Source organism: Robertmurraya sp. GLU-23, from assembly GCF_052983275.1.
The window spans coordinates 61,808-88,724 of the sequence record NZ_JBRKCV010000004.1; the positions used below are offsets into that span (position 1 = coordinate 61,808).

General features: G+C 39.5%; 29 protein-coding genes, 1 pseudogene and 2 riboswitches. Of the genes and pseudogenes, 25 read left to right on the plus strand and 5 right to left on the minus strand.

Annotated features, from left to right (window positions below):
• Window positions 1-47 precede the first annotated feature (47 nt).
• Entirely contained in the window at window positions 48-905 is an 858-nt protein-coding gene (locus ACVBAX_RS09405) for a M56 family metallopeptidase (RefSeq protein WP_447116791.1), read from the minus strand.
• A complete protein-coding gene (locus ACVBAX_RS09410; RefSeq protein WP_447116792.1) occupies window positions 902-1,324 on the minus strand; it encodes a BlaI/MecI/CopY family transcriptional regulator in 423 nt (140 codons plus the stop codon). The genes ACVBAX_RS09405 and ACVBAX_RS09410 overlap by 4 nt, the downstream gene beginning before the upstream one ends.
• 168 nt (window positions 1,325-1,492) lie before the next feature.
• On the opposite strand from ACVBAX_RS09410, the pseudogene ACVBAX_RS09415 reads away from it, so the two are divergent.
• The 11 genes and pseudogenes from ACVBAX_RS09415 (at window position 1,493) to ACVBAX_RS09465 (ending at window position 10,542) form a co-directional block, all read left to right on the plus strand.
• Window positions 1,493-2,142: pseudogene (locus ACVBAX_RS09415) on the plus strand (YdeI/OmpD-associated family protein).
• A gap of 101 nt (window positions 2,143-2,243) precedes the next feature.
• Window positions 2,244-2,588, plus strand: coding sequence for a MerR family transcriptional regulator (locus ACVBAX_RS09420; protein ID WP_447116793.1), 345 nt, complete (start codon window positions 2,244-2,246; stop codon window positions 2,586-2,588).
• Complete coding sequence (locus ACVBAX_RS09425; protein ID WP_447116794.1) at window positions 2,585-3,034, plus strand: SRPBCC family protein; 450 nt, start codon at window positions 2,585-2,587, stop codon at window positions 3,032-3,034. Before ACVBAX_RS09420 ends, ACVBAX_RS09425 begins: the two co-directional genes overlap by 4 nt.
• A 668-nt stretch (window positions 3,035-3,702) precedes the next feature.
• Window positions 3,703-5,652 (plus strand): BglG family transcription antiterminator, encoded by a 1,950-nt coding sequence (locus tag ACVBAX_RS09430; RefSeq protein WP_447116795.1) that lies wholly within the window; start codon window positions 3,703-3,705, stop codon window positions 5,650-5,652.
• Between the two features lies 1 nt (window position 5,653).
• Window positions 5,654-6,097, plus strand: a complete 444-nt coding sequence (locus ACVBAX_RS09435; RefSeq protein WP_447116796.1) for a PTS sugar transporter subunit IIA — start codon at window positions 5,654-5,656, stop codon at window positions 6,095-6,097.
• Complete coding sequence (locus ACVBAX_RS09440) at window positions 6,094-7,089, plus strand: 6-phosphofructokinase (protein ID WP_447116797.1); 996 nt, start codon at window positions 6,094-6,096, stop codon at window positions 7,087-7,089. Before ACVBAX_RS09435 ends, ACVBAX_RS09440 begins: the two co-directional genes overlap by 4 nt.
• Before the next feature lie 14 nt (window positions 7,090-7,103).
• Window positions 7,104-7,394: a PTS sugar transporter subunit IIB gene (locus ACVBAX_RS09445; protein WP_447116798.1), complete on the plus strand. Its 291-nt coding sequence runs from the start codon at window positions 7,104-7,106 to the stop codon at window positions 7,392-7,394.
• Window positions 7,395-7,409: 15 nt separating this feature from the next.
• Complete coding sequence (locus ACVBAX_RS09450) at window positions 7,410-8,693, plus strand: PTS sugar transporter subunit IIC (RefSeq protein ID WP_447116799.1); 1,284 nt, start codon at window positions 7,410-7,412, stop codon at window positions 8,691-8,693.
• Window positions 8,694-8,707: 14 nt separating this feature from the next.
• Window positions 8,708-9,091, plus strand: coding sequence for a hypothetical protein (locus ACVBAX_RS09455; RefSeq protein ID WP_447116800.1), 384 nt, complete (start codon window positions 8,708-8,710; stop codon window positions 9,089-9,091).
• Window positions 9,092-9,104: 13 nt separating this feature from the next.
• Window positions 9,105-9,944, plus strand: a complete 840-nt coding sequence (locus ACVBAX_RS09460) for a class II fructose-bisphosphate aldolase (protein WP_447116801.1) — start codon at window positions 9,105-9,107, stop codon at window positions 9,942-9,944.
• Window positions 9,945-10,188: 244 nt separating this feature from the next.
• Window positions 10,189-10,542, plus strand: a complete 354-nt coding sequence (locus ACVBAX_RS09465; protein ID WP_447116958.1) for a putative zinc-binding protein — start codon at window positions 10,189-10,191, stop codon at window positions 10,540-10,542.
• 40 nt (window positions 10,543-10,582) lie between these two features.
• On the opposite strand, the gene ACVBAX_RS09470 is transcribed toward ACVBAX_RS09465, so the two are convergent.
• Both ACVBAX_RS09470 and ACVBAX_RS09475 read right to left on the minus strand, forming a co-directional pair.
• Window positions 10,583-11,083 (minus strand): GNAT family N-acetyltransferase, encoded by a 501-nt coding sequence (locus ACVBAX_RS09470; protein ID WP_447116802.1) that lies wholly within the window; start codon window positions 11,081-11,083, stop codon window positions 10,583-10,585.
• Window positions 11,084-11,087: 4 nt separating this feature from the next.
• Window positions 11,088-12,086: a glutathione S-transferase family protein gene (locus ACVBAX_RS09475; protein ID WP_447116803.1), complete on the minus strand. Its 999-nt coding sequence runs from the start codon at window positions 12,084-12,086 to the stop codon at window positions 11,088-11,090.
• 257 nt (window positions 12,087-12,343) lie between these two features.
• Between ACVBAX_RS09475 and ACVBAX_RS09480 the strand changes: the two genes are divergently transcribed.
• The 14 genes from ACVBAX_RS09480 to cobO all read left to right on the plus strand — a co-directional run bounded on the left by ACVBAX_RS09480 (window position 12,344) and on the right by cobO (window position 26,342).
• Window positions 12,344-13,576, plus strand: a complete 1,233-nt coding sequence (locus ACVBAX_RS09480) for a multidrug effflux MFS transporter (RefSeq protein WP_447116804.1) — start codon at window positions 12,344-12,346, stop codon at window positions 13,574-13,576.
• Between the two features lie 163 nt (window positions 13,577-13,739).
• A riboswitch (cobalamin riboswitch) is annotated at window positions 13,740-13,932 on the plus strand.
• Window positions 13,933-14,071: 139 nt separating this feature from the next.
• Window positions 14,072-14,259: riboswitch (cobalamin riboswitch) on the plus strand.
• A gap of 112 nt (window positions 14,260-14,371) precedes the next feature.
• On the plus strand, window positions 14,372-14,755 hold the full coding sequence (locus ACVBAX_RS09485; RefSeq protein WP_447116805.1) for a (2Fe-2S) ferredoxin domain-containing protein: 384 nt from the start codon (window positions 14,372-14,374) through the stop codon (window positions 14,753-14,755).
• 3 nt (window positions 14,756-14,758) lie between these two features.
• Window positions 14,759-15,472, plus strand: coding sequence for a HoxN/HupN/NixA family nickel/cobalt transporter (locus ACVBAX_RS09490; RefSeq protein ID WP_447116806.1), 714 nt, complete (start codon window positions 14,759-14,761; stop codon window positions 15,470-15,472).
• A complete protein-coding gene (gene cobJ, locus ACVBAX_RS09495; protein ID WP_447116807.1) occupies window positions 15,473-17,050 on the plus strand; it encodes a precorrin-3B C(17)-methyltransferase in 1,578 nt (525 codons plus the stop codon).
• A 56-nt stretch (window positions 17,051-17,106) separates the two neighbouring features.
• Window positions 17,107-17,994: a sirohydrochlorin chelatase gene (locus ACVBAX_RS09500; protein WP_447116808.1), complete on the plus strand. Its 888-nt coding sequence runs from the start codon at window positions 17,107-17,109 to the stop codon at window positions 17,992-17,994.
• A complete protein-coding gene (gene cobK / locus ACVBAX_RS09505) occupies window positions 17,991-18,767 on the plus strand; it encodes a precorrin-6A reductase (protein WP_447116809.1) in 777 nt (258 codons plus the stop codon). Before ACVBAX_RS09500 ends, cobK begins: the two co-directional genes overlap by 4 nt.
• Window positions 18,757-19,404, plus strand: coding sequence for a precorrin-8X methylmutase (locus ACVBAX_RS09510; protein ID WP_430774196.1), 648 nt, complete (start codon window positions 18,757-18,759; stop codon window positions 19,402-19,404). Before cobK ends, ACVBAX_RS09510 begins: the two co-directional genes overlap by 11 nt.
• 3 nt (window positions 19,405-19,407) lie before the next feature.
• Window positions 19,408-20,508 (plus strand): cobalt-precorrin-5B (C(1))-methyltransferase, encoded by a 1,101-nt coding sequence (locus ACVBAX_RS09515; protein WP_447116810.1) that lies wholly within the window; start codon window positions 19,408-19,410, stop codon window positions 20,506-20,508.
• On the plus strand, window positions 20,505-21,716 hold the full coding sequence (gene cbiE, locus ACVBAX_RS09520) for a precorrin-6y C5,15-methyltransferase (decarboxylating) subunit CbiE (RefSeq protein ID WP_447116811.1): 1,212 nt from the start codon (window positions 20,505-20,507) through the stop codon (window positions 21,714-21,716). The genes ACVBAX_RS09515 and cbiE overlap by 4 nt, the downstream gene beginning before the upstream one ends.
• Window positions 21,710-22,411: a precorrin-2 C(20)-methyltransferase gene (cobI, locus tag ACVBAX_RS09525; protein WP_447116812.1), complete on the plus strand. Its 702-nt coding sequence runs from the start codon at window positions 21,710-21,712 to the stop codon at window positions 22,409-22,411. Before cbiE ends, cobI begins: the two co-directional genes overlap by 7 nt.
• Window positions 22,408-23,181, plus strand: coding sequence for a precorrin-4 C(11)-methyltransferase (cobM, locus tag ACVBAX_RS09530; RefSeq protein WP_447116813.1), 774 nt, complete (start codon window positions 22,408-22,410; stop codon window positions 23,179-23,181). Before cobI ends, cobM begins: the two co-directional genes overlap by 4 nt.
• Window positions 23,181-24,302 carry a cobalt-precorrin 5A hydrolase gene (locus ACVBAX_RS09535; protein WP_447116814.1) on the plus strand — a complete coding sequence of 374 codons (1,122 nt, stop codon included), beginning with the start codon at window positions 23,181-23,183 and terminating at the stop codon, window positions 24,300-24,302. Before cobM ends, ACVBAX_RS09535 begins: the two co-directional genes overlap by 1 nt.
• Before the next feature lie 18 nt (window positions 24,303-24,320).
• Entirely contained in the window at window positions 24,321-25,700 is a 1,380-nt protein-coding gene (locus tag ACVBAX_RS09540) for a cobyrinate a,c-diamide synthase (protein ID WP_447116815.1), read from the plus strand.
• A 105-nt stretch (window positions 25,701-25,805) separates the two neighbouring features.
• On the plus strand, window positions 25,806-26,342 hold the full coding sequence (gene cobO / locus ACVBAX_RS09545) for a cob(I)yrinic acid a,c-diamide adenosyltransferase (RefSeq protein ID WP_447116816.1): 537 nt from the start codon (window positions 25,806-25,808) through the stop codon (window positions 26,340-26,342).
• Between the two features lie 29 nt (window positions 26,343-26,371).
• On the opposite strand, the gene ACVBAX_RS09550 is transcribed toward cobO, so the two are convergent.
• Window positions 26,372-26,803, minus strand: a complete 432-nt coding sequence (locus ACVBAX_RS09550) for a MarR family transcriptional regulator (protein WP_447116817.1) — start codon at window positions 26,801-26,803, stop codon at window positions 26,372-26,374.
• Between the last annotated feature and the right edge of the window lie 114 nt (window positions 26,804-26,917).

Below are 26,917 nucleotides of genomic sequence, written 5' to 3' on the forward strand. Positions count from 1 at the left end.
TCTCAATATTTTCAAACTACATATTGTAGTGTAAAACCCGAAAAAGATTAGGCAGTAGTAAGAAATACCATGCCTATGAAAAAAAGCAACACGTGCACCGAAATGAAGATCGTTTTTGTGGTCAATTTAATTGGGATTGCTTCGTTTGGTTCGACTAATTGCTGCAGTCGGAAGTTAATAGACCCACCAGAAAAATGGACCATAGAAGGGGGGGTCTTCACTGAAACATGATACTTAATTAACTTGATTAAAGCGGTACTTAACTCCATTTCTGACCCCATTTTTCTTACCGCATACTCATCAGCCAGAATTTCACTAATGATACTATAGTTTTGTTGACACCACCGGGTTAGCGGAATAAACCACAAAGACTGTGCGATGAGCTCTAACAAAAAGACCTTTAACGGATCATGATTGTTTTTATGAGAGGTCTCGTGCTCAATCACAGCTCTTAACTCATCTTTTTCAAGTATCTGGATTAAACTGGTTGATAGAACGATTGTAGGTTTTAAATACCCCATGGTGAAGGCGAGTACGGAACTACTTTTGACAACGATTAAATTTTCATTATGACCATACGTAGTTTGAATCAACGAGCTTAACTCGTCATCCTTGGCTTCCAATAATCGTTTTGAAAACCTTTTAGACTCGATAACTTGTCTACCTATTTTTATTACGGTTATTAAAAAAATATAGGTCAGAAGGGTATTAACGAGAAATATAACTAAAAAATAATAGAAGGAATCTTCCATAAATAAGGTTAAACAAAATTTAAAAAAATTCATTTTAAGCTGTGTTCCAAAAATCATATGGGTAAGAAACATACCCATTTGAACCCATATTAGAGTCGCTAACCCAAGGCTAAGTAGAAGTAAGTAGAGTGATTTCTTTTTCCACCACATCATAACTTGTCCTTTTTTAATTGTTGAATTTTTCGTTCTAGTTTATTTAGTAACTTATCATCCACGTCGGTGAGGGAATCAATCATGTGACTGATCACAACTCCCCCAAATTCATCGAGTAAATTTTCAGTCAGTTTTTTGGACTGTTCTTCCAAAAATTCGTCTTTTGTTTGGATAGGACTGAATAGGGACACACGGCCACTCGCTCGTTTTTTTAGCACCCCTTTATCTACAAGTCGATTCATGACCGTCATGACAGTATTAAAATTAATATTTTTTTCAGAATCAAGGCTTTGCTGGACTTCTTTAATACTGAATTCACCTTGCTTACTATCCCAAAAAAGCTCCATAATTCTTGCTTCTAATGGACCAAAGAAACGCGAAAGACCTTCCTCATTGTACTTAAATCGTTTAATAGACAATCTAATCACCTTCCACTACTGATTGTAGTGTGAATTAAAAAGAGAATCAAGTGAAAAACATCCTATTAATAGATATCAACTTCAGAAATTGTATGATATAACTAATAATGATTTTTATATTTACATTTACTATATATATTTTAATGCCGAAAGAGAAGGGAGTTAACTATGTCAATCATCGATAAATTAAAACTAGATAAATACACTAACATGGCAATAATTAAACAACCTAGTGATTATGAAGTTTTTACAGGTTATCCTACGGAATTATCTAACGATCATGATGCGATTTTTATCTTTATTGAAACATTGGACGAAATGGTCTCTTATACACAACATGTTATTAAGGATCAACTATTACTTGAAAAAGGCTATCTTTTCTTTGCCTATCCGAAAAAGGGGAATAAACGATATAGTACTTATGTACATAGAGACGATATCTTTCCTGCAATGAATGTTGGGGAGGATGGTTATATTGCTGACAGTGATATTAAATTTGGACGCATGGTTAGTATGGATGACGTGTTTACTGTTGTTGGCTTAAAGCGTGAGAAAAAGAAAGTAAAGAAAACTCCGGCTGCCAGTCAATGTGTAGCAGACTATGAGGACAATATCACAGATGTGGAAGTTTTATTAGCAGAGACACCAAACGAGCTTGCATTTTACCAAAGCTTGACCCCGGGATATCGAAAAGACTGGGCAAGATATATTTTTTCAGCGAAACAGCAACAAACAAGAGATAAGCGCCGCGGGGAATGGTTAAAGTCCTTTCGCAAGGCTATAAAACCATGGATTTGTATAAACAACAGAAGAAATAAATAGAATGACGAATGAGAGAGATGCTCATTCGTTTTTTTTTAGAAAAAATTATTGACTGTGTTGTACACCCCACAGTTTATCCTAAGGGTGGGAGGACGAAATGTATAAAATTAGTGAATTTGCGGAGTTAACAGGATTAAGCAAGGAAACACTTCGTTATTATGCAGAAGTGAAACTACTAGAGCCCGCTTTTATAGATCCAAAAAACAATTATCGCTACTATGACGATGGAAGTATTTTTTTAGCCACTCTATTAACAAAGCTTAAAAAATTAGGATTCACTATCCAAGAAATGATCTCCGTGATGGAGGACGAATCCTTTGCGAATCTAGAAACATTATTAATACAAAAGAAAAGAAATATACTGCAGCAAATCCATGAACTTCAGTTGCAAGTTGAAGAAATAGATGGATTTTTAGCCTCAGGCAAGGAGGAAACCGAATGATACAGTGGAAGGAAGAAAAAGTGATACCTACCAATATCGAAAAGGTGTGGAATCTATTTTCAGATAAAAATATCAAGAGAATCATGCCAAAAGTAGAAGAACATATTTTAATTGAAAAAAGTGAAACTGAAGCAGGAGCCAAGCATCGACAAACCTATCGAGAGGGAAAAAGACTAGAAACCTATATTGTGGATACACTCATTTATGAAAACAGGGAAGAGGAAAAGAAAAAACAAATTCAGTTTGTGTTAGGAAAAGCCTTTGAAGTCACCCTAACTTTTACACTTATAAAGGTTGATGATTCACACACAAGACTGATTTATGAAGGGGAGAACAAAGGGGTCAACTTTGTAGGAAGAGCGATGCTGAAGCTTGCTGGGAAGAAAAGTAATCATGATGTGGTGATAGAGTTTCTAGAGCGTGTGCAGACAGAGGCGATGAAGTAAACTTGCGCTTACGGTCTTCATTAATACTACAAATTTTCTATCTCTTCACAAAAACCTAGTTGTACAATCTTTGTACAACCAGGTTTTTTCATAAGATATTTATTTCCCGAAATATTTATCTTAAAATAACTTAGTAGTAAGGATATCCTAAGTCTAATATTCCTAAATCCAGTCGATTCTTGTCAGTTAGCCTTTAGAGTGATATATAGTGCTAAAAATATAAAAAAAGAACGCCATCTAGCGTCCTTTTCATATTATTAACCTACATTTACAAACTGATCCACAAAATGCTTCGGATTCAGTGTTTCACCTGTCGCTTTTTCGGAAATAGAAATCTCTCTTGATCACTTTTTACTAACAAACGAGGAAATGAATAGAGATTGGAGAAATCTGCCCGATCAGATTCCTGCCTTTTCTTATTAAATAAAAAGCCTTTTCTTTTATGTAGAAAGAAAGGGCTTTTTCCGTTTTATATCGAATGGTACATAATCAATGTCTTGCTTTGCTCAACTAAAATCATTTAGATCGTCAGAATCAATAAACTGAATACATAGACAAAGTAAATTTTCAATGATGATGTAAGCGTTTTCCTAAGAAGAGGAAAAAGGCTAACTTAATAACTTATTATTTACTTTTTATACTGTAGATAGAAAGGAGAAAGGGAATACATGAACCTGTTAAATAAGCGAGAGATGGAAATTCTTAGATTACTTTCTTCAAAAAAAGAGTATCAAACAGGGGAGAGCATAGCGGTTTTATTAGGTGTTTCTTCCAGGACGATAAGAAATGATGTAAAAAGCTTAAATAAAACCCTTATGAATCATGGAGCAAATATAACATCAAAAAAAGGACTCGGTTATGAGCTTGAGCTACAAGATCATGAAGCCTTTAGTCGGTTAAACGTACAAGTAAATGGAACAAGTGAGCATCATTCAAATCGGAACATGAAAGCTCTTGAAGAAAGAAATCTAGAAGATGTGATTATTGGGAAGCTTCTGATTAACACATTATCAGATACGAGTATGTTTCAGGAAGAACTTGCAAATGAACTTTATATCAGTCTCTCTACTCTAAAGAGCTATTTTCCAGGGGTAAAGGAAAAAGTCAGTAGGTTTGATTTAAAGGTGGTTACCGATCGATTCAATGGGATTAGACTACACGGGGAAGAAAATAAAATTCGCTTTTGTATATCAGAGTTTTTGTTTAACCAGCATAGCATGAGTGTTTATAACGATTTATTTCCAAAGCAGGAACTCGAACAGCTAAAGGAAATTACCTTAAAGGTGCTTTACAAGCATAAATTAAAGCTCACAGATATGTCATTAGAACGGTTTATTATTCATATGGGCATTACAATCAAGAGACATAAGAATGAGTGTTATTTAACCTTTCCACCTAAATTTAAGAAATGTATTCAAAGCTCAAAAGAATTTATCATTGCTGACGAAATTATAAAAGAGATTTTTAACGGATTTTCTATTGATATACAGCCAGAAATCTACTATATTGCCCAGCATCTCATAGCAAGTAGCCGCCTCAGTCATAAAGATATAAATGATGCTGACTATATAAGATTAGAAAAAATGATACGTACGATATTGACTGCTGTTAATAGGAAAACCTCCATTGATCTAAGTATGGAGCATGACCTAATGGCGGGTCTAATCACTCATTTATATGTGGCATTAAAGAGAATTGAATACGATATGAGTATTCGAAATGAATTATTACCTACAATTAAAAATAATTACCCACTAGCGTTCGAATTAGCAGTTATTGCTAGTAATGAAATAAAAGAATTAACAAATTTCACTATTAATGAAAATGAAATCGGTTATCTTGCTATCCATTTCGGTGTAGCACTCGAAAAGATGGGCTTAAACAAACGAACGATGAAAAGAATACTGATTGTCTGTGGATCCGGGCTTGCAACTGCTTCATTGATTCGAGAAAGAATCACCAATGTCTACGGAGAACAAATTAGTATTATAGAATGTATTAGTTTAAGAGAGTTTAATGAAAGTAAACTAGATAAGGTAGATATAGTCGTTTCTACTGTTCCAATCACACATATACCCTCTGCAAAAATCATCATAGTGAGTCCAGTTTTGACAAATAAAGATCTTTCATTTATTTATCAAAAAATAAAGGAAGATGAAGACAATCCGATTTTTATTAGTTATCAGGATGTGTTTAAGAAGGACCTTTTTAAAAGAGAAATCGATTTAGATTCAAAAGAAGCCGTACTTCACTATATGACGCAGTTAATGAATAAAAAAGGCTATATTAATAGCCGAACCTTAGACTCTATATTTGAAAGAGAAAGGATGGCATCCACCGAGCTGGGACAATTAGTTGCGATACCTCATCCGTTAGAAAACCATATGAGTGAAGTTTCGATTGCCGTTTGTATTTTAAAAAAACCTATTGTCTGGGATAAGGAAAAGGTTCAGGTAGTAATCTTGCTCAGTGTCCCAAAAGAAAAACAAAAGTGGTGGGAAACGATTTTTAAAAAGCTCTATCTTTTTCTAATAGAGGATTTTGGAGTAACTAAAATGATCTCTGAATATAGCTATGAAGACTTTATTCGAAACTTAGCAAAGTACAAGGAGAAGTAAGATGGAAAATCATTATTTTACAAAGGACAATGTACAATTCCTAGTAGAAGCCGTGGATTGGCAGGATGCAATTAGAGCTGGTGTTTCCATATTGGAATATAACGGGTACGTCAATAAGCTTTATGCCGATGAAGTGATAAAAAATGTTCTCGAGTATGGTCCTTATATTGTGATTGCACCTGGGATAGCGATTCCACATACAAGACCAGAAAATGGGGCTCTATCAGTTGGAATGAGCTTGATCACGTTAAAGCAGCCGATCCAATTTCAACAGGAGGAGCCTCCCGTAAAGATTTTGATTTCTTTTTCAGCTACAGATAGTAACGAACATTTAGAAATAATCAAAACGATCGTGAAAATTGCCGAAAAGGGCCTTGTTGACGATATTTGGAGAATTCATAACGTTGATCAATTAAATGAACTAATTGGAGAGGGTTCACAATGAAAAAAGTTGCGATCATCACGAGTGGGGGAGATGGAGCGGGAATTAACGCATCCCTTGAAATGCTGTCAAGAACGAAAGAACTTGACCTATACGGTTTTTCCGGTGGCTACGATGGGATCTTAACCAATTCTCCTATTCACTTAACACCCAGTTACTGTGAAAATCGCTCGCTTGACGGAAGACATATGATCAAGACCGCAAGAAGCAAGCTCCCATACACAAAAGAGGGAAGAGATAAACTGCACAAAAAGCTAAACGAAGATGGTTACGAATACTTGATAGTTTGTGGGGGAAATGGCTCACAAAAGGCTGCGCATCTTCTGAATGTAGAAGGAACTAAAACGATTTTTATCCCGATGACCGTGGATAATGATGTGAATGGAACCGATTATACGATTGGTTATGATACCGCATTAAATTATATCAACGAGGTACTATACGGTTTGCACGATACCGCCTCGAATATGCCCGGCCGAATTTTCATGGTAGAGGTAATTGGAGGAAATGCTGGTAGCCTTGCCTTAGAAAGTTCCATTGCAGGGGCATGTGACCTAGCGATTATTCCGGAGTTTTGTACCGATCCACCGGTAATCGTCTCGCGTGTAAAAGAGAAACTGCAGGAGAAAAAGTCCCTGCTGATCGTATGCTCGGAAGCAGCCTATGAAGAAAAAAACTTTCATCCAGGTAATCAAGGAATATCCTTTCAAATTTCCGAGGCGATTGAGGCCGAAACCAATATCCGAGTGAGAAAATCGATCATGGGCTTTTATATCAGAGCCGGAAAACCATCAAGTAAGGATGCACTGATCGCTAGCACCATGGGATATGAAGCTAGCAAATGCGTGATCGAAGGGAAATCCGGTGTCATAATGGGAGTAAAAAATGGGATTGTCCAACCAATAGAGTTAAGTATTGCGATGGAATCACCAAAGAGACTAGATGGTAGATTAGTAGAAATAGCAAAAAAACATAAAATAATTATTGAATCCTAGGAGGATGGAGACCGATGTTAAAAATACTTGTCTGTTGTGGTGCTGGTTTAGGAAGTAGTTTTGCTTGTCAAATGAGTGTGGAATCCGTTTTAAAGGACTTAGGTGTAAAAGCACATTTGGATCATTCAGATATTTCATCTGCAGCAGGGCACCAGGTGGATGTAATCATTTCAGGAAAAAACTTTGAATCTCAATTTAGCCGATATAATTTACCCGTAGATTTCATTTTCCTCAATCGGTTAGTAGATAAAAACGAAATAAAGGAAAAACTGGTCCCAATTTTACAAAATAAAGGAGAGTTATAAAAAGGGGGAGCTTTTATGGGCATCGTTGATTTTATTATTGAAAGTATATTAACTCAAGCTTCAATCACTATTGCTCTAATTGCATTTCTAGGATTACTGCTACAAAAAAGACCTTTTGGTGAGGTCATGTCAGGTAGTTTTAAGACCTTACTTGGATTTTTAGTTCTTTCTGCCGGTTCATCCATTATTGTCACTTCTTTAATCTACTTTGGTGAAATCTTCTCTGAAGGCTTTGGAATGCAAGGTATCGTACCTTCGATTGAAGCTATAAATGGTCAGGCCATGAATGAATTAGGTCTTGGCAACCAAATTGCGTTAACCTTTCTAGCTATCTTCGTTTTTAATATTATTCTTGCTCGTTTTACAAAATGGAAGTACATCTTTTTAACTGGTCAGGCCGTACTTTGGATGGCGACGATGACCACTGTGTTTGGTAGTTTTGCAGGATTATCTGGGTTTTCATTAATACTTGTTGGTGGACTTGTCGGTGGAATCTTTGCAGTTGCTATGCCAGCGATCGCTCAACCGATTGTAAGAAAAATTACAGGGTCTGATGATATCGCTCTTGGACATTTTTGTACCATTGGTTACGTGTTTGCTGCTGGCGTATCAAAGCTAGTAGGAAAAGGTTCCAAGTCTACGGAAGATATACAGTTTCCAAAAGGACTTAGCTTTTTACAAGATACGTATTTATCCGTAGGAGTAGTTATGATTCCTTTATACGTGATTACTGCTGCATTTGCTGGTCCAGAGTTCGGATCAACTTATTCAGGCGATGTGAATTACCTTGTATACGCTTTCTTACAATCCGTCCAATTTGTTGTCGGTGTGTATGTTTTACTATCAGGGGTTCGACTACTTTTAGCTGAAATTGTCCCTGCTTTTAGAGGAATTGCTTTAAAAATTGTTCCAGATGCCAAGCCTGCTCTAGACTGTCCAGTGCTCTTCCCATACGCTCCAAATGCAGTAACAGCAGGATTTGTTACCACAACGATTGGATCCGTAATCGCAATGTTTGTTCTCCCTTGGTTTGGGTTAGCGATGATTTTACCAGGAATGTTAACAAACTTCTTCGCTGGAGGAACAGCAGGGGTATTTATGAATGCTGTTGGTGGTAGAAGAGGAGTGTTAATTGGAGGAATTGCTCATGGTTTCTTTATCACTCTTTTACCTGCATTACTGGTTCCAATTTTCAACGATCTTGGTTTTGTCAATGCTACCGCAACCGATGTGGATACTGTAACTGCTGCTCTTGTGTTTGATTGGCTGATCAGTCCTATTATTAATCTATTTAACTAGCGAGGTTATCATATATGGCATTTTTTAAAAGGAAAAAAGAACCTAAAGTTGAAGTTGAAACGATTATTGAAGTCGATATAGAAAAGTTGCTTCAGAATATAGAATCCGCATCAGAAGACCTAAAGAACGCTGAAGGAGATAAACGTATAGAAATTCTAAATAAATTAGGAACATTATCCTTCGAAGCCAACTTAATCGACCAATCAATTGAATATTACGAAACAAGTATTTCAGAAAACAGGTCGCTTGGAAAAGCCTATACTGACTTGATTAAGCTTTATAATATCAAACGAAAAGAAGCAGTCGATGAAAAAGATAATGCAAAAATTCAATTATATTTAGGAAAAACTGACCAATTAATGCAACTCACCAAAGATACTATAAGAGGAAGATTTTAAAGGAGAGAAACTAATGCTTAAAAACTTAAAGCAATTGTTTGAAGAAAATGATGGTAAACGAGCGATTGGTGCCTTTAATGTACATTGTCTTGAGATGTTACCCGCTATGCTAGAAGGAGCAAAGGAGATCAATTCACCAATTATTATACAAACTTCCCTAGGTACTGCTGAATATATTGGGTTTGACCTACTAGTCTCCAGTTTAAGGACGTTATCTGAAAAGCTAGACGTGGATGTTTGTCTTCATATGGATCATTGTAAGGATATAGACGCGATTAAACGTGCGATTGACATGGGCTACACATCGGTCATGTATGATGGTTCAAGCTTACCATTAGAAGAAAATATCAGGAATACTCAAATTGTCGTTGACTATGCTTCTAGTAAAAACGTTTCCGTTGAAGGGGAAGTTGGAACGATTGGTGGAGCAGAAGAGGGAATCGTTGTCTCAAGTCATGATGCGATGTACACGGATCCACAAGATGCTTACAAATTCGTAACTGAAACGGGAGTAGATGCGCTAGCCGTAGCCATTGGTACAACTCACGGACAATATAAATCAAAAGCAAAAATTAACTTTGATTTGTTAAAAGAACTATCCACCAATTTGAAAAACGTTGGAATGGTTCTACATGGAGGAACAGGTGTATCTGATGACGATATGAGGAAATGCGTGTCTCAGGGAATGAAAAAAGTGAATGTGGGAACTGAATTGAATAAATCGTATATTGAAGAAGTAAACAAAACCTTCCCATCCGCCACACCATTAACCTCACTGCGCACCTTGCTAAAGCCAGCCAACCAGAAGATTAAAGAAATTGTAGTGGAAAAATCGACATTGTTTCAAATGTAATCGTAGAGATCAGTCCTAGATAATAGGGCTGATCTTTTTTCTCTTGTTGAGAATGCAAGTATTAGAGCAAAAATAGCAAATAGTTTTTGTTAGAAAAGTTAATATATTTATGCAAAATTCATACGAATCCCTATTAATTTTATCACGTAAACGTAACATTCTTCACAGAATTCAACCACCATTTCCTTTACAGTAATTAACAATCAGAACAGTTTGGAGAATAAACTGCAAAGGAGGAACAATGTTGAAAAGAACAGATTTGCCGTTGGTATATTCTTGCTCAGGCTGTTCTTCAGCCGCACAAACTGCAAACTTAATTGCAATTAAAATGGATCGGGAGGACATTGCCGAAATGTCTTGCATCGCTGGAGTTGGAGGAGATGTTAAACCACTTGTAAAAACTGCGAAATCAGGGAGGCCAATCATCGCCATTGATGGATGTCCGTTGGCCTGTACAAAAAACTGTCTCGCAAGGCATGCTGTTCAACCCACTTATCATTTTGACCTATCTAATTTTAATGTGGTAAAGAAAAAAGGGGAAGACCCAGACTTAGATGTGTTTATGACGACTTACGAGAGAATAGTAGAGTTCATTTAATCAACTTAGGATATGTTCGCCTTGAACATATCCTTATTTTCTAGATAGATAAACGAAATGCTTTCACTATTATGCCATCATTAGCTGGCTCAAAGTCGTATTGTGGCAGACGTTCGAAACCAAAATGTTCATACAGTTTGATCGCATTTGTCATAAATTCTCCTGTATGTAACCCAATTGCTTGGTAACCTTTGGCCTTAGATCGTTGAATGCATTCTTTTATTAAAGCAGATGCAATTCCTTTACCTCTGAATTCTTCAGCAACAGCCAAGACACGAATTTCAGGGTGATCCAGTTCTTCAACCATCCCCTCATACGCATCCGTTTTAGCTGGAAAAAGAGCCACACTGCCAACGATTGTGCCTTTTACTTCTGCCACAAGTAGCTCTACACCCAACTGACTGTCGGCATCAGAAGAGATGGCTTTTTTTAGCGCCTCCCAATGTGCATTCGGAATTTTCCTCGCATGTTCCGTATACGCATTCACACGTTGTTCCCGTATAAAAGTTATTTCGGTCTCTTTTGCCTCACGAATAATCATAATATTACACCTCCAACTTCCTTAAAAATTTGTCTGGTTGATTACTTAGTAAATGACGATTATGCTTCATGTTCCAACCTGATAAATCAGGTCCTTTCGGCAATATTTTTACGGATGTTTTGTCTGGATCAATCGTTATGGATGTGTGGTAGTGTTTTTTTATAGCATCAAAGTCGGTTGTATCACTAAATCCAGAAGTCTGGTAGAGATCACGAGCATATCCCCATAAATTCTCATATTGACTAATGAGCTGCCGGTTAGTATTAAAACAAGTATAGTATGCTGCATCAAACCTGACTAATGTGGCAAAAAGACGAACATCAGAATCGGTGATATAGTCCCCAAATAAAAAACGTTTTTTTGATAAGCGCTCCTCAAACTCCACGAGTCGAGCAAACAACGTATCATACGCCTGTTCATATGCTTCCTGAGATTTCGCAAACCCGCATTTGTACACACCATTATTTATATCGTTAAAAATGATTGTGTTTAAATCATCAATCTCATTTTGTAGATGCTCAGGGTACAGAATAGGAGCATTTTCTTTATGAAAGGGAGCCCACACGGTTTCCAAATAATTTGTTAGTTTAAAATAATCATTGTTAACGGCTTTAAGCTCTTTTACATCCACCATAACGGGAACGGTTGGGCGGCCAGAATACTCCGGATCGGTTTTTTTATAGATTTCACTAATGTACCGTATACCAAGTTTCGGATCTACCCCGTCCTTATCTAGAGAAAACTCCCAATCGACGTGGGGGAGGTGGGGACGAATTGGACTCACTGTTCCTAAACTGATCACATCCTCTAACCCTAGCAAACGGCGAACAATAACAGAGCGATGTGCCCAAGGACAAGCTTGAGACCATAACAAGCGGTAGCGACCAGGCTCAATCGGTAACTCTCCGGGACCGTCTCCAAAAGGAGTTGAAAATTGATTACCTTGTCTTTTGAAAGATCCATCTTTATTAAACTCTTTATTAGTAAGCTGTTCATCCTGCATATTTATCAACCCTCTTTAGCGAATTATGAAAATACTCTGAATTTGAGACTTTAATCAAATTTTAATCTTTTTCTATCGGCTTCGTCAATTTTTAAAGCCGTGTCATCTGCTGTGACCGCATACAAAAACTTAATAAAATTTATTATATATTTCAATGACCGAAACAATTTACTTTAGCAAGGCAATGTTATAAAATGGTTAAGTTACAAACTTAGGAAATTATGAATCTTCATATTAAAAAGAAAGGCGAGAGGAACTTGAACAATTTAACAGGTACAAAGCGTATACAGCTGGCATTGCTTCTAGGGTCTCTGGCAATCTTAGGTCCGTTTACCATCGATATGTATTTGCCTTCTTTTCCGACTATTGTAGAAGAGTTAGGTACAACGGCATCTTTCGTACAAATTAGTTTAACTTCTTGTTTGTTAGGTTTAGGATTAGGGCAATTAATTATCGGCCCAATGAGTGATGTGCAGGGACGAAAAAAACCATTATTAATATTCCTTATTATGTATTTAATTGCCTCTGCTATTTGTGCATTTGCCCCAAATATTTATTTCTTTATTGCTGCACGTTTCTTGCAAGGATTTTCAGCAGCAGGTGGTATCGTTATTTCTAGAGCCGTCGTTCGGGATAAGTTTAACGGTAGAGAATTAACGAAGTTTTTTGCGTTATTAACATTAGTAAGTAATCTAGGTCCTATTATCGCTCCTGTTGCAGGTGGTGCAATTCTAGCCTTTACAAATTGGACGGGAGTGTTTGTCGTTTTAAGTGTTGTCGGTCTAGTTTTATTTTTCACGGTCATTTCCAAGCTGGAAGAATCACTACCAGCGGAGAAGCGTGTACCAAGTAATATTGGGCAAACATTTAGAAACTTTGGAACTTTATTAAAAGATCGTCAGTTTACGGGATATGCCTTCACACAAGGATTTATTGTTGCTGGGATCTTTGCTTATGTATCTGGTACACCGTTTGTTTATCAAAATATATATGGTGTTTCTCCTCAAGTATTTAGTTTATTATTCGGATTGAACGGAATTGGCTTGATTCTTGGAAGCCAGGCAGTAGGGAAGTTCGTAGACGTGGTATCGGAAAAGACATTTTTAGTCATAGGTCTGACCATTTCAAATGTATCAGGTGCCATTCTTCTTGTGGCGTTATTACTAAAGGCTCCATTAATTATGGTTGTTATTCCTATCTTCTTCCTCGTTGCATCGATCGGGATTATTGGAACCACATCGTTTTCTCTTGCTATGGAGTCACAAGGCCATATTGCTGGTAGTGCATCGGCCTTATTAGGATTATTACCATTTATCCTAGGCTCTATCTCTTCACCACTTGTAGGGATTGCAGGTGAGAATTCTGCCATACCGATGGGCTCCATTATCTTTGGTGCTAGCTTTTTAGCTTTTCTATCATATTTACTTTTGGTACGAAAGGCTTCCGTTGTAAAACCATCTATCGAAGAACCTAGTAAAATCTCAATATAATATATAGACGCTATCCAAATAGGGTAGTGTCTTTTCTTTTTTAAACATCTAATGGTGGGCATTCTTGTAAAATTGGTTACAGTAGTAAATCTGTCATGTTTGTGATATTAGTAGTTGAAAAATAAGAACGTTTCATCTAATATAGAATCTAGCTTAATTGAATAGTTTTCCAGAAAGTTAAGATGCCAAGATGGCTTAATAGGGAATCTGGTTAAAATCCAGAGCTGTACCCGCAACTGTATGTGTGGACGAAATAAGAAATCCACTGTGTGCATACCTGATTCGTATGGATATGGGAAGGTCTTAAAGTAGGAAGAAGCACAAGTCAGGAAACCTGTCTTACTTTTAAACGTTTCAGTTTCTCCGGGAATAGAGAAGGTGTTTCGATGGTGAGAATAGACTCTGTTATTCTATTTGTCTTTTCGTGCTTTCGTTTCATCCGCTCATTCCCTTTGAGCGGATTTTTTTATGGAAATCATTCATTGGGTTGATAACTTCATAGTTTACTTGATAGGTGCAAAAGAAAAAACTTTTGCTTAAAAGGGAAGCACGGTGAAAAGCCGTCGCGGTACCCGCCACTGTATTGGGGAGCTTTGTTACAAATAGTCACTGAGTAAAATCGGGAAGACGTAACAAAAGCAAGGAACCAGAGCCAGGAGACCTGCCTATAAAGTGTGTCACATACCTACGGGACTATAGGTAGATGTGTAGAAAGATCTACATTCCGTATGTTCTTATGCACCTCTATTTGTAGGGGTGCTTTTTTATTACAAAAAATGTAAGGGAGTGGAAAACATGACAACATGGAATTTAAAGGGGACAAAGCATCACATCTTGATTTGCAATGGAAGTAGTTGCATGAGAAAAGGGGGAGAAGAAGTAACGCAAGCGATTCGTGATGAAATTAAGCAGTTGGAGTTGGACGACAAGATTCATACAACAAGAACGAGATGCAATGGTAGATGCAAGGATGCTTGTGTCACCATCGTTTATCCAGAAGGCATCTGGTATAAGGCACTTACAGAGGACACGGGACGAGAAATCGTACGGAGTCATCTCGCTCAAGGAAAGATACTAGAAGAATCTGTTATTTATACATACGACCAGGAAGGCATCGTAGCACCTGAAAACTCAGATAGTATTGAGGGAATCTCGAAAAATGTGAAAGAAGAGGTATGACCTATGGAATTTATCATGTTTGCTCTGCTTGCTGTGTTTATTGGCATGAGGCATGGAATCGACGGAGATCATGTAGCAGCAATTGCCGACATGGTTGGAAGTGAGCAGCGAAAGAAGAAACAGCTTACTCTTGGTGTGATGTATGCCATTGGACACGGCATGATTGTGATGGTTATTGGAGTGCTATTTATTTATATTGGTTTACAACTTCCGGATGCAACTAAGAAAGTACTAGAAATGCTCGTTAGCTTCACCCTTATTTTGCTTGGAATGTTTATTATTTGGTCCATTTTTAAACAAAAGAAAGAATACGAGTATAAAAGTCGACTCAGAATTGTTGTTGAGTTTTTCCATAACATGGCTACTAAGGTGAAATCGGGAACAAAAACCAATCAACTTTCACCTACGAAACTTGGTGGCATTGGTGCGTTTATTATTGGCATTCTTCACGGCATTGGTGTGGAAAGTCCGACTCAGATCGCGATAATTTCTAATGCAATGGGGCTTGATAATATAACCGTTGCCCTTATTCAACTGACTCTATTTGTTATTGGTCTACTCATCGCTACAATCGGAATTACGTTTTGTCTTTCATGGGGATTTATGAAAGCTAGAGTGAAAGACAAGTTGTTTATATTATTAGGTTCGGTAACAGGAGCCTATAGCTTAGTACTCGGAATTTTTATGATGGTGGAATTAGTGAAAGGAGGAGCGTAATTGAAAGGAAAGCTATTAGTCATTGGGTTTGGGCCAGGAAGCGAGGAGCATATAACGGACCGAGCAAAAAAAGCTCTTCAAGAAAGCGATATGATCATCGGTTACAAAACATATGTGGAACTGATTGAAGGGTTACTCGACGGACAAGAAATCATCAGCACTGGAATGACAGAAGAAGTAAGTCGAGCACAAGAGGCAGTGAGACAAGCAGAGCTCGGGAAAAAAGTGGCCGTGATCTCTAGTGGAGATGCGGGTGTTTACGGAATGGCTGGCCTTGTGTACGAAGTGTTGGTGGAAAAAGAATGGAAAAAGGACACAGGTGTTGAGGTTGAAGTAATCCCAGGAATCTCTGCTATCAACTCATGTGCTTCCCTATTGGGAGCCCCGGTCATGCATGATGCATGCACCATCAGTTTGAGTGACCACCTGACTCCTTGGAGCTTGATTGAACAACGAATAGAAGCAGCCGCACAAGCCGATTTTGTGATTGCCTTGTATAACCCAATGAGTGGGAGAAGAACAAGACAAATTGCTGAGGCCCAACGGATATTATTAAAATACCGTTCTCCAGAGACACCGGTTGGACTTGTAAAAAGTGCCTATCGTGAACGGCAAAGTATTACGCGAACCACATTAAAAGACATGCTGAATCATGAGATTGGCATGTTATCAACCGTGCTGATCGGAAACTCGTCAACCTTCTTTTACGACGATTTGATGATTACCCCAAGAGGTTATCAACGAAAGTATACATTGAGTCAAAAGGAACAACCATTGAAACCTCATCAACGATTGAAAAAAGAAGCTGAGCCATGGGCGTTAGAGCAGGAGGTGGCCGATACTTCCTCAAGAGAAATGGCGGATGAAGCATTACAGCTGATTTTAGGAGAAAGAAATCAACCAAAAGAATTCATCCAACACCCCATTCAATCAATCTTTGAAGTGTCGGTTAGTCCGGGTGTTGCGAACAAAAAATTTACCTCGAAGCAAATGATCACACTAGCTGAGATCGTTGGTGATGATGGATGCATGGAGTATACCCAGGACCATCATATTAAGCTTCAAGTTCCAACCTCTAACCCCGAACATGTCGTAAGGGAGCTTGAAGAGGTAGGTTTTCTTCTTGCCCCTGTTGGCGATGTGCTAACACTGAAGGCCTGCGATTTTTGTGAAGGAGAAAAGAAAGATAGCATTCCTTATGCTGAGTCGTTACAAGCAAAACTTGGTGGAATGGAGCTACCAAAAGAACTGAAGATCGGTTTTAACGGGTGCGGAATGGCGTGCTTTGGTGCAGTACGTGAAGATATTGGGATTGTATTTAGAAAAGGCGCCTTTGATTTATTTTTAGGTGGAAAAACCATCGGGAGAAACGCACACTCTGGACAAATTGTCGCAGAAGGGATTGCTGCGGACGAAATCGTTGAACTAGTTGAGAGAATTGTTCAAGAGTACAAGGAAAAAGGTCATCCGAATGAGCGTTTCCATAAATTCTTTAAGCGTGTGAAGAACGTGTGTGACTTTGAATTTCAAGACGTATCACCATCATTAAAAATAGAGCCCGCCCCTTGTGGAGATTAAGGAAATAAAAACCATCCATAAAAAGGCCTAAAACATACCATTTAAGGAGGAAAAACATGAAAGCGATTCTTTTCGTTGGACATGGAAGCAGAGACCACGAAGGCAATGATCAAATCCGGGAATTTATTCAGAACTTAAGACCAAGTGTAGATGAGTCCATCCTCGTTGAAACATGTTTCCTAGAGTTCGAGAGACCAACCGTTGGACAGGGCATCGACTTATGTGTAGAAAAAGGTGCAACAGATATCGCGGTGATCCCAATTATGCTCCTTCAAGCTGGTCACTCCAAAATTCACATCCCTGGTGCGATTGACGAAGCAAAGGAAAAATATCATCATGTTTCGTTTACATACGGGAGACCGATCGGAATTCATGAAGAGGCTCTTAACATTTTACAAACAAGATTAATAGAGGCAGGAGAAGACCTCGACTCGCCTTCTGACGATACAGCCATCCTCCTCCTAGGTCGAGGTGGAAGTGACCCGGATGCGAATAGTGATTTATACAAGATTGGGAGATTGCTATGGGAAAAAACGAAGTATCAGGTCGTTGAACCAGCTTTTATGGGGGTTACTGATCCTCTAGTGAATGCAGGAATCGAACGATGTATCAAGCTTGGTGCAAAGAAAGTAGTGATTTTGCCATATTTTCTTTTCACGGGCATCTTAATTAAACGACTAGAAGAGCTAGTTAATGAGTTTCAACAAAGTTACCCAGACATTGAATTCCAACTCGCTGGATATTTTGGATTCCATCCTAAATTACAGACCATTTTAATGGACCGGGCAGAAGAAGCACTTCAAGGTGATGTGAAAATGAACTGTGATACATGCCAATACCGTTTAAATGCAATGGAATTTATCGGTCATCATCACCATCACGACCATGACCATGAGCATCATCACCACCATCACGATGAGGTAAAGGCGGGAAATACCAAGTGATTTTTTTGTTAGCAGGAACAAGCGATGCAAGAGCGCTTGCGCTCGAAATTAAAAATGAAGGTCATCAACTCCTCACAACAGTAGTAACAGAAAATGCGGCAACGGAAATGATTAAGGCGAAAATTCCCGTCTATGTTGGTCGACTGCCTGCTGATGAAATGATCAGCCTTATTCAAAAAAACAGAGCTAACGTAGTAGTCGATGCGAGCCATCCATTTGCTGAGGAAGCTTCAAAAAATGCCATCGAAGCGGCGAAACAACTAGGGCTTCCTTATATACGTTACGAACGAGAGTCACAATCGTTTGATTACGAAAAGTTAACAGTTGTTTCAACCTACAAGGAAGCAGCGAAACTAGCCGCGACCAAACAAGGTGTCGTTATGTTGACGACCGGAAGCAAGACATTAAAAGTGTTTACAGAGGAATTACTGGACAAACCAGATATTCGTCTTGTAGCCCGAATGCTCCCTCGTTTAGATAATATGGAGAAATGCGAGCAGCTTGGGTTTCCGCAAAAAAACATTATCGCCATCCAAGGACCCTTCACTAAAGAATTTGACCAAGCGCTTTATAAGCAATACGGAGTCACCGTCATGATTACAAAAGAAAGTGGCAAGGTGGGCTCGGTCGATGAAAAAGTAGAGGCAGCAGAAGAGTTAGGCATCGAGATTATCATGATCGCTAGACCTAAAATGGACTACGGCGTCAGCTTTTCAGAGTTCTCACCCATTTTAAATTTATTAAAAAAAGGAGCCAGATTTCATGGACTTTAAAACAGAATTTAAACCATTAACCGTTCAACCAGAAGAAATTGAAGGTATTAGCTTTCAAATGATTGATGATGAAGTAGGAGAGCATAATTATACTCCAGAACAATACCGCGTAGTCCAACGAGTGATTCACGCTTCAGCTGATTTTGAACTTGGAAAAAGTCTCTTATTTCACCCAAAAGCCATGGAGGCTGGCATTCAAGCCATTCGCAGTGGAAAAAGAGTTGTGGCTGACGTTCAAATGGTGCAATCAGGGGTAAACAAAACCAGAATTGAGAAATTCGGTGGAGAAGTAAATGTATACATTTCTGACCCAGACGTGATGAAAGAAGCCAAACGGTTAAACACAACTAGAGCCATTATTGCTACGAGAAAAGCAATTAAAGAAGCTGAAGGTGGAATCTTTGCCATCGGAAATGCACCAACCGCTTTATTAGAACTGATTCGCCTGATTAAAGAAGAAGACGCAAAGCCAGGACTTATCATCGGGTTGCCAGTTGGATTCGTATCCGCTGCTGAATCAAAGGAAGAGCTCGCAAAACTAGATGTACCGTTTATTACGAACATAGGCAGAAAGGGTGGTAGTACGGTAACTGTTGCTGCCTTAAATGCCATTTCTATTTTAGCCGAACAGGTATAAACAATGGCCGAGCAAGCAAAAGAGGAGAAAAAGCTAAGGGAAGGCTACACAACGGGAGCTTGTGCCACAGCTGCAACGAAAGCGGCACTCATTGCATTAATCACCGGGGAAGACCAAACTGAATCAACCATCTTTCTTCCTGTTGGCCGCTTTGTCACCTTCGCCATTGAGTGCTGCCAAGCATCCCCCACCGTTGGGGAAGCCACTGTGATTAAGGATGGCGGTGATGACCCGGATGCCACCCATGAAGCACAAATCATCTCTACCGTTATTTGGTCAAATGAACCAGGAATCGCACTTGATGGAGGGGTTGGAGTTGGAAGGGTAACGAAACCTGGTCTGCCTGTCCCGGTTGGTGAAGCAGCCATCAATCCCGTCCCTCGAAAAATGATCCTCGGTGTAGCTGAGGAAGTGTTACAGGCTTACGGAGTGACAAAAGGAATTAAAATCGTTATTTCCGTACCCGCTGGCGAAGAAATTGCAAAAAAAACCTTAAATGGCCGATTAGGTATTCTTGGCGGGATTTCGATTTTAGGAACGAGAGGAATTGTCGTTCCCTTTTCTACATCTGCTTATAAAGCAAGTATCGTCCAAGCCATTAGTGTGGCACGCGCGAGTGGTTGCGAACAAATTGTTATCACGACTGGTGGTCGGAGTGAAAAGTACGCAATGAAGCAGTATCCCGAGTTACCAGAAGAAGCATTCGTTGAAATGGGTGACTTCGTCGGATTTTCGTTAAAACAATGCAAAAAGCAAGGGGCAAAAAAGGTTTCGATGGTTGGAATGATGGGCAAGTTTTCCAAAGTGGCTCAAGGAGTTATGATGGTTCACTCAAAAAGTGCTCCCATCGATTTCGGGTTTCTTGCTAAAGTGGCGGAACAAGCCGGCGCACACGAAGAACTTGTGAGTGAAATCAAGGGTGCTAATACAGCTTCACAGGTCGGGGATATGATGTCAGAATCGGGTTATCATCAATTTTTCGACTTACTTTGTAGCTCATGCTGTGAGGAAGCATTAAAGGAAGTGAATGGTGATTTGGAAGTAGATACGACCATTTACACATTAAAAGGAGACTTATTAGGAAAGGCGGTGCGACAAGGATGAAACCTATTAAAATGATTGGAATTGGTGATGACGGGAAGAAAAGTCTTCTTCCGATATACGAAGAGTGGATTTATGAAAGTGAGCTATTAGTAGGGGGAAATCGGCAGTTGGCTTATTTTTCTGACTATCAAGGTGAAACACTTCCCATTGAAGGCGGCCTTTCACACTTAGTGGAAAGATTACAGATCGAAACTAAGAAGGTAGTCATTTTAGCCTCTGGAGATCCCTTATTTTTTGGAATTGGAAGCTATCTTTCTAGAAAGCTTGATTTAAAAATTTATCCTTACTTAAGCTCCATTCAATTAGCCTTTGCAAAAATGGGAGAACGCTGGCAGGATGCTCATTTGGAGAGTGTCCATGGGAGAACGATGAAAGGCTTGGCCCAACGGATTGATGGAAAATCAAAGGTTGCCATTCTAACGGATGCGGAAAATTCCCCAAATAAGATAGCCGAATATCTCCTGTCTTTTGGAATGACCGAATACGAGGTTTTTGTTGGAGAAAATTTAGGAGGGGAAGATGAAAGAGTTGGCTGGTATCAGCTCCAAGATGTAAAAGATGTAGAGTTTTCTCCTCTAAATGTTGTGATATTGAAAAAAATGAACATGGGACCATCATGGTCCGTTGGAATTGATGATCAAGAATTTATACAAAGAAAGCCGGATAAAGGTCTGATTACAAAAAAAGAAGTCCGGGTGTTAAGTGTTAGTGCTCTACAGTTAAAAACAAATAGTATTGTGTGGGACATTGGGACCTGTACCGGATCGGTTGCCATTGAAGCAGGTAGAATCGCTCGTGAAGGTCAAATTTTTGCCATTGAAAAAAATGAAGCGGACTTAGAAAACTGCAGACAAAATTTAGCGAAATTTCGTGTCGATGCGACGGTCGTACATGGAAAAGCTCCTGATCAATTGGATCAGTTTCCCTCACCAGATGCTGTCTTTATAGGGGGAACAGCAGGTGGGATGGAGGAAATCCTAAGAATTTGCTGTGAAAGGCTGAATCAAAACGGTCGAATCGTTTTAAACGCAGTAACAATTGAAAACTTAGCCGAAGCCATGGCTGCTTTTAAAAAGAATGGTTTCACTACAGAAGTCATACTAGCGCAAATTTCAAGAAGCAAGCCTATTTTACAGCTAACACGCTTCGATGCGTTAAATCCCATTTATATCATTACTGCCAAAAGAGAGGAAGAACAAACATGCTAGGAACATTGTACGGATTAGGAGTTGGCCCAGGAGATCCCGAGCTAATTACGGTAAAAGCCTTTCGTCGTTTAAAAGAGTCCCCAGTTATTGCATACCCGAAAAAACAAAGAGGAAGCAAAAGCTACGCACATAAGATCATTGATGTCTATTTCCAACCAGATGAAAAAGAAATGCTCGGGCTTGTATTCCCCATGACCAAGGATCCAGAAATTTTAGATAAAAAGTGGTCGGAAACAGTTGAACTAGTATGGGAAAAGGTTCAGGAAGGAAAGGATGTTGCCTTCGTAACAGAAGGGGATCCCCTTCTATATAGTACATTCATCCATATGATGCGTCTCATGCAGGAGCGACACCCAGAAGTACCGATTGAAGTGGTGCCTGGTATTTCATCGTTTAACGGTGCCGCATCCCGACTAGGAATTGCCCTAGCTGATGGTGACGACCATATTGCCATCGTACCCGCTAGAGATGACTATGAAACCATGAAAAAAGTGATTCAAGAAAATGATTGTGTCATTTTTATTAAAGTCGCAAAGGTCATCGATGTCATGTTACACGTACTTCGCGATTTGGATCTATTACATAAAGCTTCTGTTGTTACGAAAGTTACGTCTGATGAGGAAATTATTTGGAACGCAGCCGAGCTTGATGGTGCTGAGCTTGAATACTTAACCTTAATGGTGGTGAGAAAATGAAGTTGTACATTATTGGTGCCGGACCAGGAGATCCCGATTTAATTACAGTGAAGGGATTAAAGCTCTTACAAGAGGCCGATGTGGTTTTATATGCGGATTCGCTTGTGAACGAAGAGTTAATTAATAAATCAAAACCAACAGCTGAAGTAATGAAAACAGCAGGAATGCATCTTGATGAAATGGTAGACATCATGGTCGACCGAATTCGTTCTGGACGTAAGGTGGTTCGTGTTCATACAGGTGATCCTGCTGTATACGGAGCAATTATGGAGCAAATGACTCTATTAAAGAAAGCTGGCATTGACGTGGAGATTGTTCCTGGAGTCAGCTCCGTGTTTGCCGCGGCAGCTGCTGCCCAGGCAGAACTAACCATTCCTGATTTAACACAAACAGTGATTTTAACTAGAGCAGAAGGGAGAACGCCAGTTCCAGAGTTTGAAAAGCTTCGTGATCTTGCCAGTCATCATAGTACGATCGCTCTTTTCTTAAGTGCTACGTTAACAAAAAAAGTGATGAAGGAATTTATCGATGCAGGCTGGAGTAAGGATACCCCTGTCATTGTTGTCTACAAAGCCTCGTGGCCAGATGAACAAATTGTCCGAACGACGGTTGAACATTTGGATGATGATATGCGTAAAAACGGGATTCGTAAACAGGCGATGATCCTTGCAGGATGGGCATTAGACGAAAAAATACATGATAAAAACTACCGCTCAAAGCTGTATGATCAAAGCTTTACTCATGGCTTTAGACGTGGGGTGAAGCCGTGATGATATCTTTAAAAGAAGGAGAATTTGCTTCTATCCATCAAACCGGAGACTATGCGATTGTTGCCATTACGAAGCACGGAGTCGAGATTGCTAGAATGCTAGCACCTTCTCTACAAAACACCGATCTGTATTATATGAGTAAATTTGAAAAGGGAGACGAACAGGACCGTGGAATACAAATGTTTTCCGGTAGCGTTCGTCTTCTATTTCCTTCTTTATTTCAGGCGTATAAAGGTTTGATCATCATTGTCTCCTTAGGGGCAGTGGTTCGAATGATTGCTCCACTTTTAGTAGATAAAAAGGTTGACCCTGCTGTAGTCGTAATAGATGATAAAGCAGAGCACGTGATTAGCGTCTTATCCGGGCATATTGGCGGAGCAAATGAGCTAACAAAGGAAATAGCTGCCATTTTAGATGCTCGTCCGGTGATTACCACTGCCTCTGATGTACAAAAAACCATTCCTGTTGATTTGTTCGGAAAACGATTTGGTTGGGTGTGGGAATCTGCAGAGAAGCTAACACCTGTAAGCGCATCGGTGGTGAACGAGGAAACAGTCGCCGTAGTCCAGGAATCAGGAGAGAAGGGCTGGTGGACGTATGATCGGCCACTCCCAGAAAAAATCAAGGTGTTTTCTAGTATCTCAGAAGCATTAGGTACCAAGCCTCAGGCAGCACTTGTAATTACGCATCGATTACTAGATAAAGAGGATCAAGCTATCTTGGATAATGGTGTACTGTACCGCCCCAAGGTCATTGCTTTAGGTATTGGCTGTAATCGTGGGACGTCAAAGGAAGAAATCGAGTCAGTGATTCAAGAAACATTGGCTGAGCTTCGTTATTCTATAAAAAGTGTGAAGGCGATTTGCTCGATTGATTTGAAAAAAGACGAGCAAGGGTTAATAGAGATCACTGATCAATATGGGTGGGAATTCGTTACCTATTCTCCTGAACAGCTAAACAACGTACCTATCTCCAGCCCGTCAGATACGGTTTATAAGTTTACAGGAGCGTACGGAGTGAGTGAACCCGCTTGCTTGCTTTACTCTGGAGCATCGAAACCCATACTTGAGAAGAAAAAATCAGGAAATGTCACCATTTCTGTTGCACTAATTCACTACTAATAGAAAGGAGGACATAACATGTCTAAAAGGAGATTAGTCATTGCTGGAACAGGGAGTGGTGTCGGGAAAACGACATTAACCATCGGACTGATGTCAGCTTTTAAGAAAAAAGGGTTAGTTGTTCAAGGATTTAAATGTGGACCTGATTACATCGATCCGACCTATCATACAGCTGTAACCGGAAGGCCCTCTAGAAATTTGGATAGCTGGATGCTCAACCACGAGCTTGTAAAAGAAATCGCTGTTCGAGGCAGCGAAGGAGCCGATATCTCGATTATCGAGGGAGTTATGGGGTTTTATGACGGGAAAAGCCCTACTTCAAATGATGGCACGACGGCAGAGATTAGTGTGATTACAAAAAGTCCTGTTGTTCTGGTTGTTAATTGTGCGAGCATGGCCCGTAGCGCTGCTGCCATCGTAAAAGGGTTCCAAGCTTTTAGTGATGACGTGAATATCGTAGCTGTCATTGCGAACCGAGTGGGAAGCGTTGGACATTACAAACTAGTCAAAGCAGCAGTCGAACAAGAGTGTGGGATTCCTGTGATTGGGTACTTAAAAAGGGAGGATGAGATATCTATTCCCGAAAGACATCTTGGATTAATTCCCTCCATTGAACGTGGAGAACTAGAACCATTTTTTCAAAAGCTAGGAGATTTTGTGCTTGAAACGATTGATGTTGACAAGCTTTACGAACTAGCATTAGCTCCTGAGCTTGTGCTTCAAGAAGAACAGTTTGGAAGAACTAAGGCCAAAGATATACGAATTGCTATTGCAAGAGATGCTGCTTTCAATTTTTATTACCAGGAAAACTTGGAATTGCTTGAATCGTATGGAGCAGAATTAGTGGAGTTTTCTCCGTTGAAGGGAGAATCACTCCCAGAACAGATAGATGGTCTATACCTCGGAGGAGGATTCCCTGAAGAGTTCGCACAAGAGTTAACCGAGTTGGAAGAGGTCAAGTATTCTATTAAACACGCGATAGAAAACGGCCTGCCAACTTTGGCCGAATGTGGAGGTTTTATGTATTTAACAGATGCGATTGAAACCACAGAAGGGGAAAGTTTTCCGATGGTTGGCTTGATTCATGGGGTCGTTAAAATGCACAAAAATCTAGCTGCACTTGGTTATAGGGAAATCACCGGAGAAGAAGGGAACTTTCTGTTTCAAGGAGATCTAGGAGCAAAGGGGCACGAGTTTCACTACTCTACTTTTCATCCGACCTCCAAGCTACCTCCAGCTTATCAAACCAAAGGCATGCGTGGAATGAAAAAGGAAGGTTTCCTAACAAGAAATCTAGTTGCCGGCTATACGCATTTGCATTTCGGCTCCTGCACGGAATTAGTAGAAAACTGGATATCGCAGTGTAGATGGCATAAGGGATCTTGGGCTAAGCAATAAATATAGAGGACGAAGAAGCCAAATACAGAACTAGTGCCCTTGAAATCCATATAACACGAAAATATCCAAACAAAACGAAAACTCATCACAAAAGGAGGGTACAAATTGTCTCAACATGGATTAACTCTCATCTATACCGGAAACGGAAAGGGCAAGACCACAGCTGCTCTCGGTCTAGCTGTTCGGGCAAAAGGCCGAGGAAAACGTGTCTTAGTTCTTCAATTTATCAAGTCTCCCGCCCGAACCTATGGGGAAAAAATCATGTTTGACCAAATAGGAATAGAGATGCAGCAACTCGGTATTGGCTTTACATGGACGAAAACGCCAGAAGAGCATCGGGAGGCGTTGAAAAAAGCTTGGGAAATCACAAAGGAAAAAGTTTACAGCGAGGAATACGATGTAGTGATTCTAGACGAGCTTAATAACGCACTTGCTATCGAAAAGTTTTCGATTGGGGATGTTCTTCCAGTTGAAGAAGTTATCCAACTGATCAAACATCGTCCTGAAGCTATGCACCTCGTAATTACAGGCCGCTCGGCTCGACAGGAAATTTTGGAGCTAGCCGATCTTGTTACCGAGATGAAAGAGGTCAAACATTATTATGAGGAAGGCATTCCAGCAGTAAAAGGAATCGAATTTTAATCAAAAAGCTAACTAGTAGGAAGTGGAATTCAGCTTCTATACCAGTTAGCTTTTAATATGTCCTTTAAGAGTTTGACTTTTTCTTGCCCCAAAGAGTCAGCGATTTCTTTTTCAATTGCTTCTTTAATCTCTGTCATTTCTTTGCAACTTTCTAAGCCTTTACTCGTTAATCGCAACAATTTTTCACGCAAATTATCTTCAGATGTTTCTGCTACAATCAGTCTTTTTTCAATTAAGCCCTTTGCACATTTATGGGCGGCTTGTCTGGAAATATTCATTTTTCTAGCTGTTTCGGCAATGGTTAATTCCTGGTGGAGTTCTAGCCTTGTCATTAAGTAGTACTCTTGTGGGGTGACATCTTCATTTCCATTTTGGATCCAGCGCTGACGGACCTCTCCTCTAAGCTCGGCGTGTTTATCACTGACTAAATCAATTAATCCGAACAAATTCAATTCACTCATTTTATTCTCCTATGGTATGTTATTCCTTCCATTGTAACATTTTTTTTAAAATACCGCGCTACCAAAACTGTCAACACAGTTGACAATAACGCGAATATCAAGTTAAAATAAACC

Excerpts from the sequence above, each read along its gene's own strand:
- ACVBAX_RS09420 (WP_447116793.1), top strand. The coding sequence starts at position 2,244 with ATGTATAAAATTAGTGAATTTGCGGAGTTAACAGGATTAAGCAAGGAA.
- ACVBAX_RS09485 (WP_447116805.1), top strand. The coding sequence starts at position 14,372 with ATGACAACATGGAATTTAAAGGGGACAAAGCATCACATCTTGATTTGC.
- ACVBAX_RS09475 (WP_447116803.1), bottom strand. The coding sequence starts at position 12,086 with ATGCAGGATGAACAGCTTACTAATAAAGAGTTTAATAAAGATGGATCT.
- ACVBAX_RS09435 (WP_447116796.1), top strand. The coding sequence starts at position 5,654 with ATGGAAAATCATTATTTTACAAAGGACAATGTACAATTCCTAGTAGAA.
- ACVBAX_RS09430 (WP_447116795.1), top strand. The coding sequence starts at position 3,703 with ATGAACCTGTTAAATAAGCGAGAGATGGAAATTCTTAGATTACTTTCT.
- ACVBAX_RS09500 (WP_447116808.1), top strand. The coding sequence starts at position 17,107 with ATGAAAGCGATTCTTTTCGTTGGACATGGAAGCAGAGACCACGAAGGC.
- ACVBAX_RS09515 (WP_447116810.1), top strand. The coding sequence starts at position 19,408 with ATGGCCGAGCAAGCAAAAGAGGAGAAAAAGCTAAGGGAAGGCTACACA.
- ACVBAX_RS09425 (WP_447116794.1), top strand. The coding sequence starts at position 2,585 with ATGATACAGTGGAAGGAAGAAAAAGTGATACCTACCAATATCGAAAAG.
- ACVBAX_RS09405 (WP_447116791.1), bottom strand. The coding sequence starts at position 905 with ATGATGTGGTGGAAAAAGAAATCACTCTACTTACTTCTACTTAGCCTT.
- cobI (WP_447116812.1), top strand. The coding sequence starts at position 21,710 with ATGCTAGGAACATTGTACGGATTAGGAGTTGGCCCAGGAGATCCCGAG.
- cobM (WP_447116813.1), top strand. The coding sequence starts at position 22,408 with ATGAAGTTGTACATTATTGGTGCCGGACCAGGAGATCCCGATTTAATT.
- ACVBAX_RS09535 (WP_447116814.1), top strand. The coding sequence starts at position 23,181 with ATGATATCTTTAAAAGAAGGAGAATTTGCTTCTATCCATCAAACCGGA.
- ACVBAX_RS09455 (WP_447116800.1), top strand. The coding sequence starts at position 8,708 with ATGGCATTTTTTAAAAGGAAAAAAGAACCTAAAGTTGAAGTTGAAACG.
- ACVBAX_RS09445 (WP_447116798.1), top strand. The coding sequence starts at position 7,104 with ATGTTAAAAATACTTGTCTGTTGTGGTGCTGGTTTAGGAAGTAGTTTT.
- ACVBAX_RS09550 (WP_447116817.1), bottom strand. The coding sequence starts at position 26,803 with ATGAGTGAATTGAATTTGTTCGGATTAATTGATTTAGTCAGTGATAAA.
- ACVBAX_RS09510 (WP_430774196.1), top strand. The coding sequence starts at position 18,757 with ATGGACTTTAAAACAGAATTTAAACCATTAACCGTTCAACCAGAAGAA.
- ACVBAX_RS09460 (WP_447116801.1), top strand. The coding sequence starts at position 9,105 with ATGCTTAAAAACTTAAAGCAATTGTTTGAAGAAAATGATGGTAAACGA.
- ACVBAX_RS09450 (WP_447116799.1), top strand. The coding sequence starts at position 7,410 with ATGGGCATCGTTGATTTTATTATTGAAAGTATATTAACTCAAGCTTCA.
- ACVBAX_RS09540 (WP_447116815.1), top strand. The coding sequence starts at position 24,321 with ATGTCTAAAAGGAGATTAGTCATTGCTGGAACAGGGAGTGGTGTCGGG.
- ACVBAX_RS09490 (WP_447116806.1), top strand. The coding sequence starts at position 14,759 with ATGGAATTTATCATGTTTGCTCTGCTTGCTGTGTTTATTGGCATGAGG.
- ACVBAX_RS09470 (WP_447116802.1), bottom strand. The coding sequence starts at position 11,083 with ATGATTATTCGTGAGGCAAAAGAGACCGAAATAACTTTTATACGGGAA.
- ACVBAX_RS09440 (WP_447116797.1), top strand. The coding sequence starts at position 6,094 with ATGAAAAAAGTTGCGATCATCACGAGTGGGGGAGATGGAGCGGGAATT.
- cbiE (WP_447116811.1), top strand. The coding sequence starts at position 20,505 with ATGAAACCTATTAAAATGATTGGAATTGGTGATGACGGGAAGAAAAGT.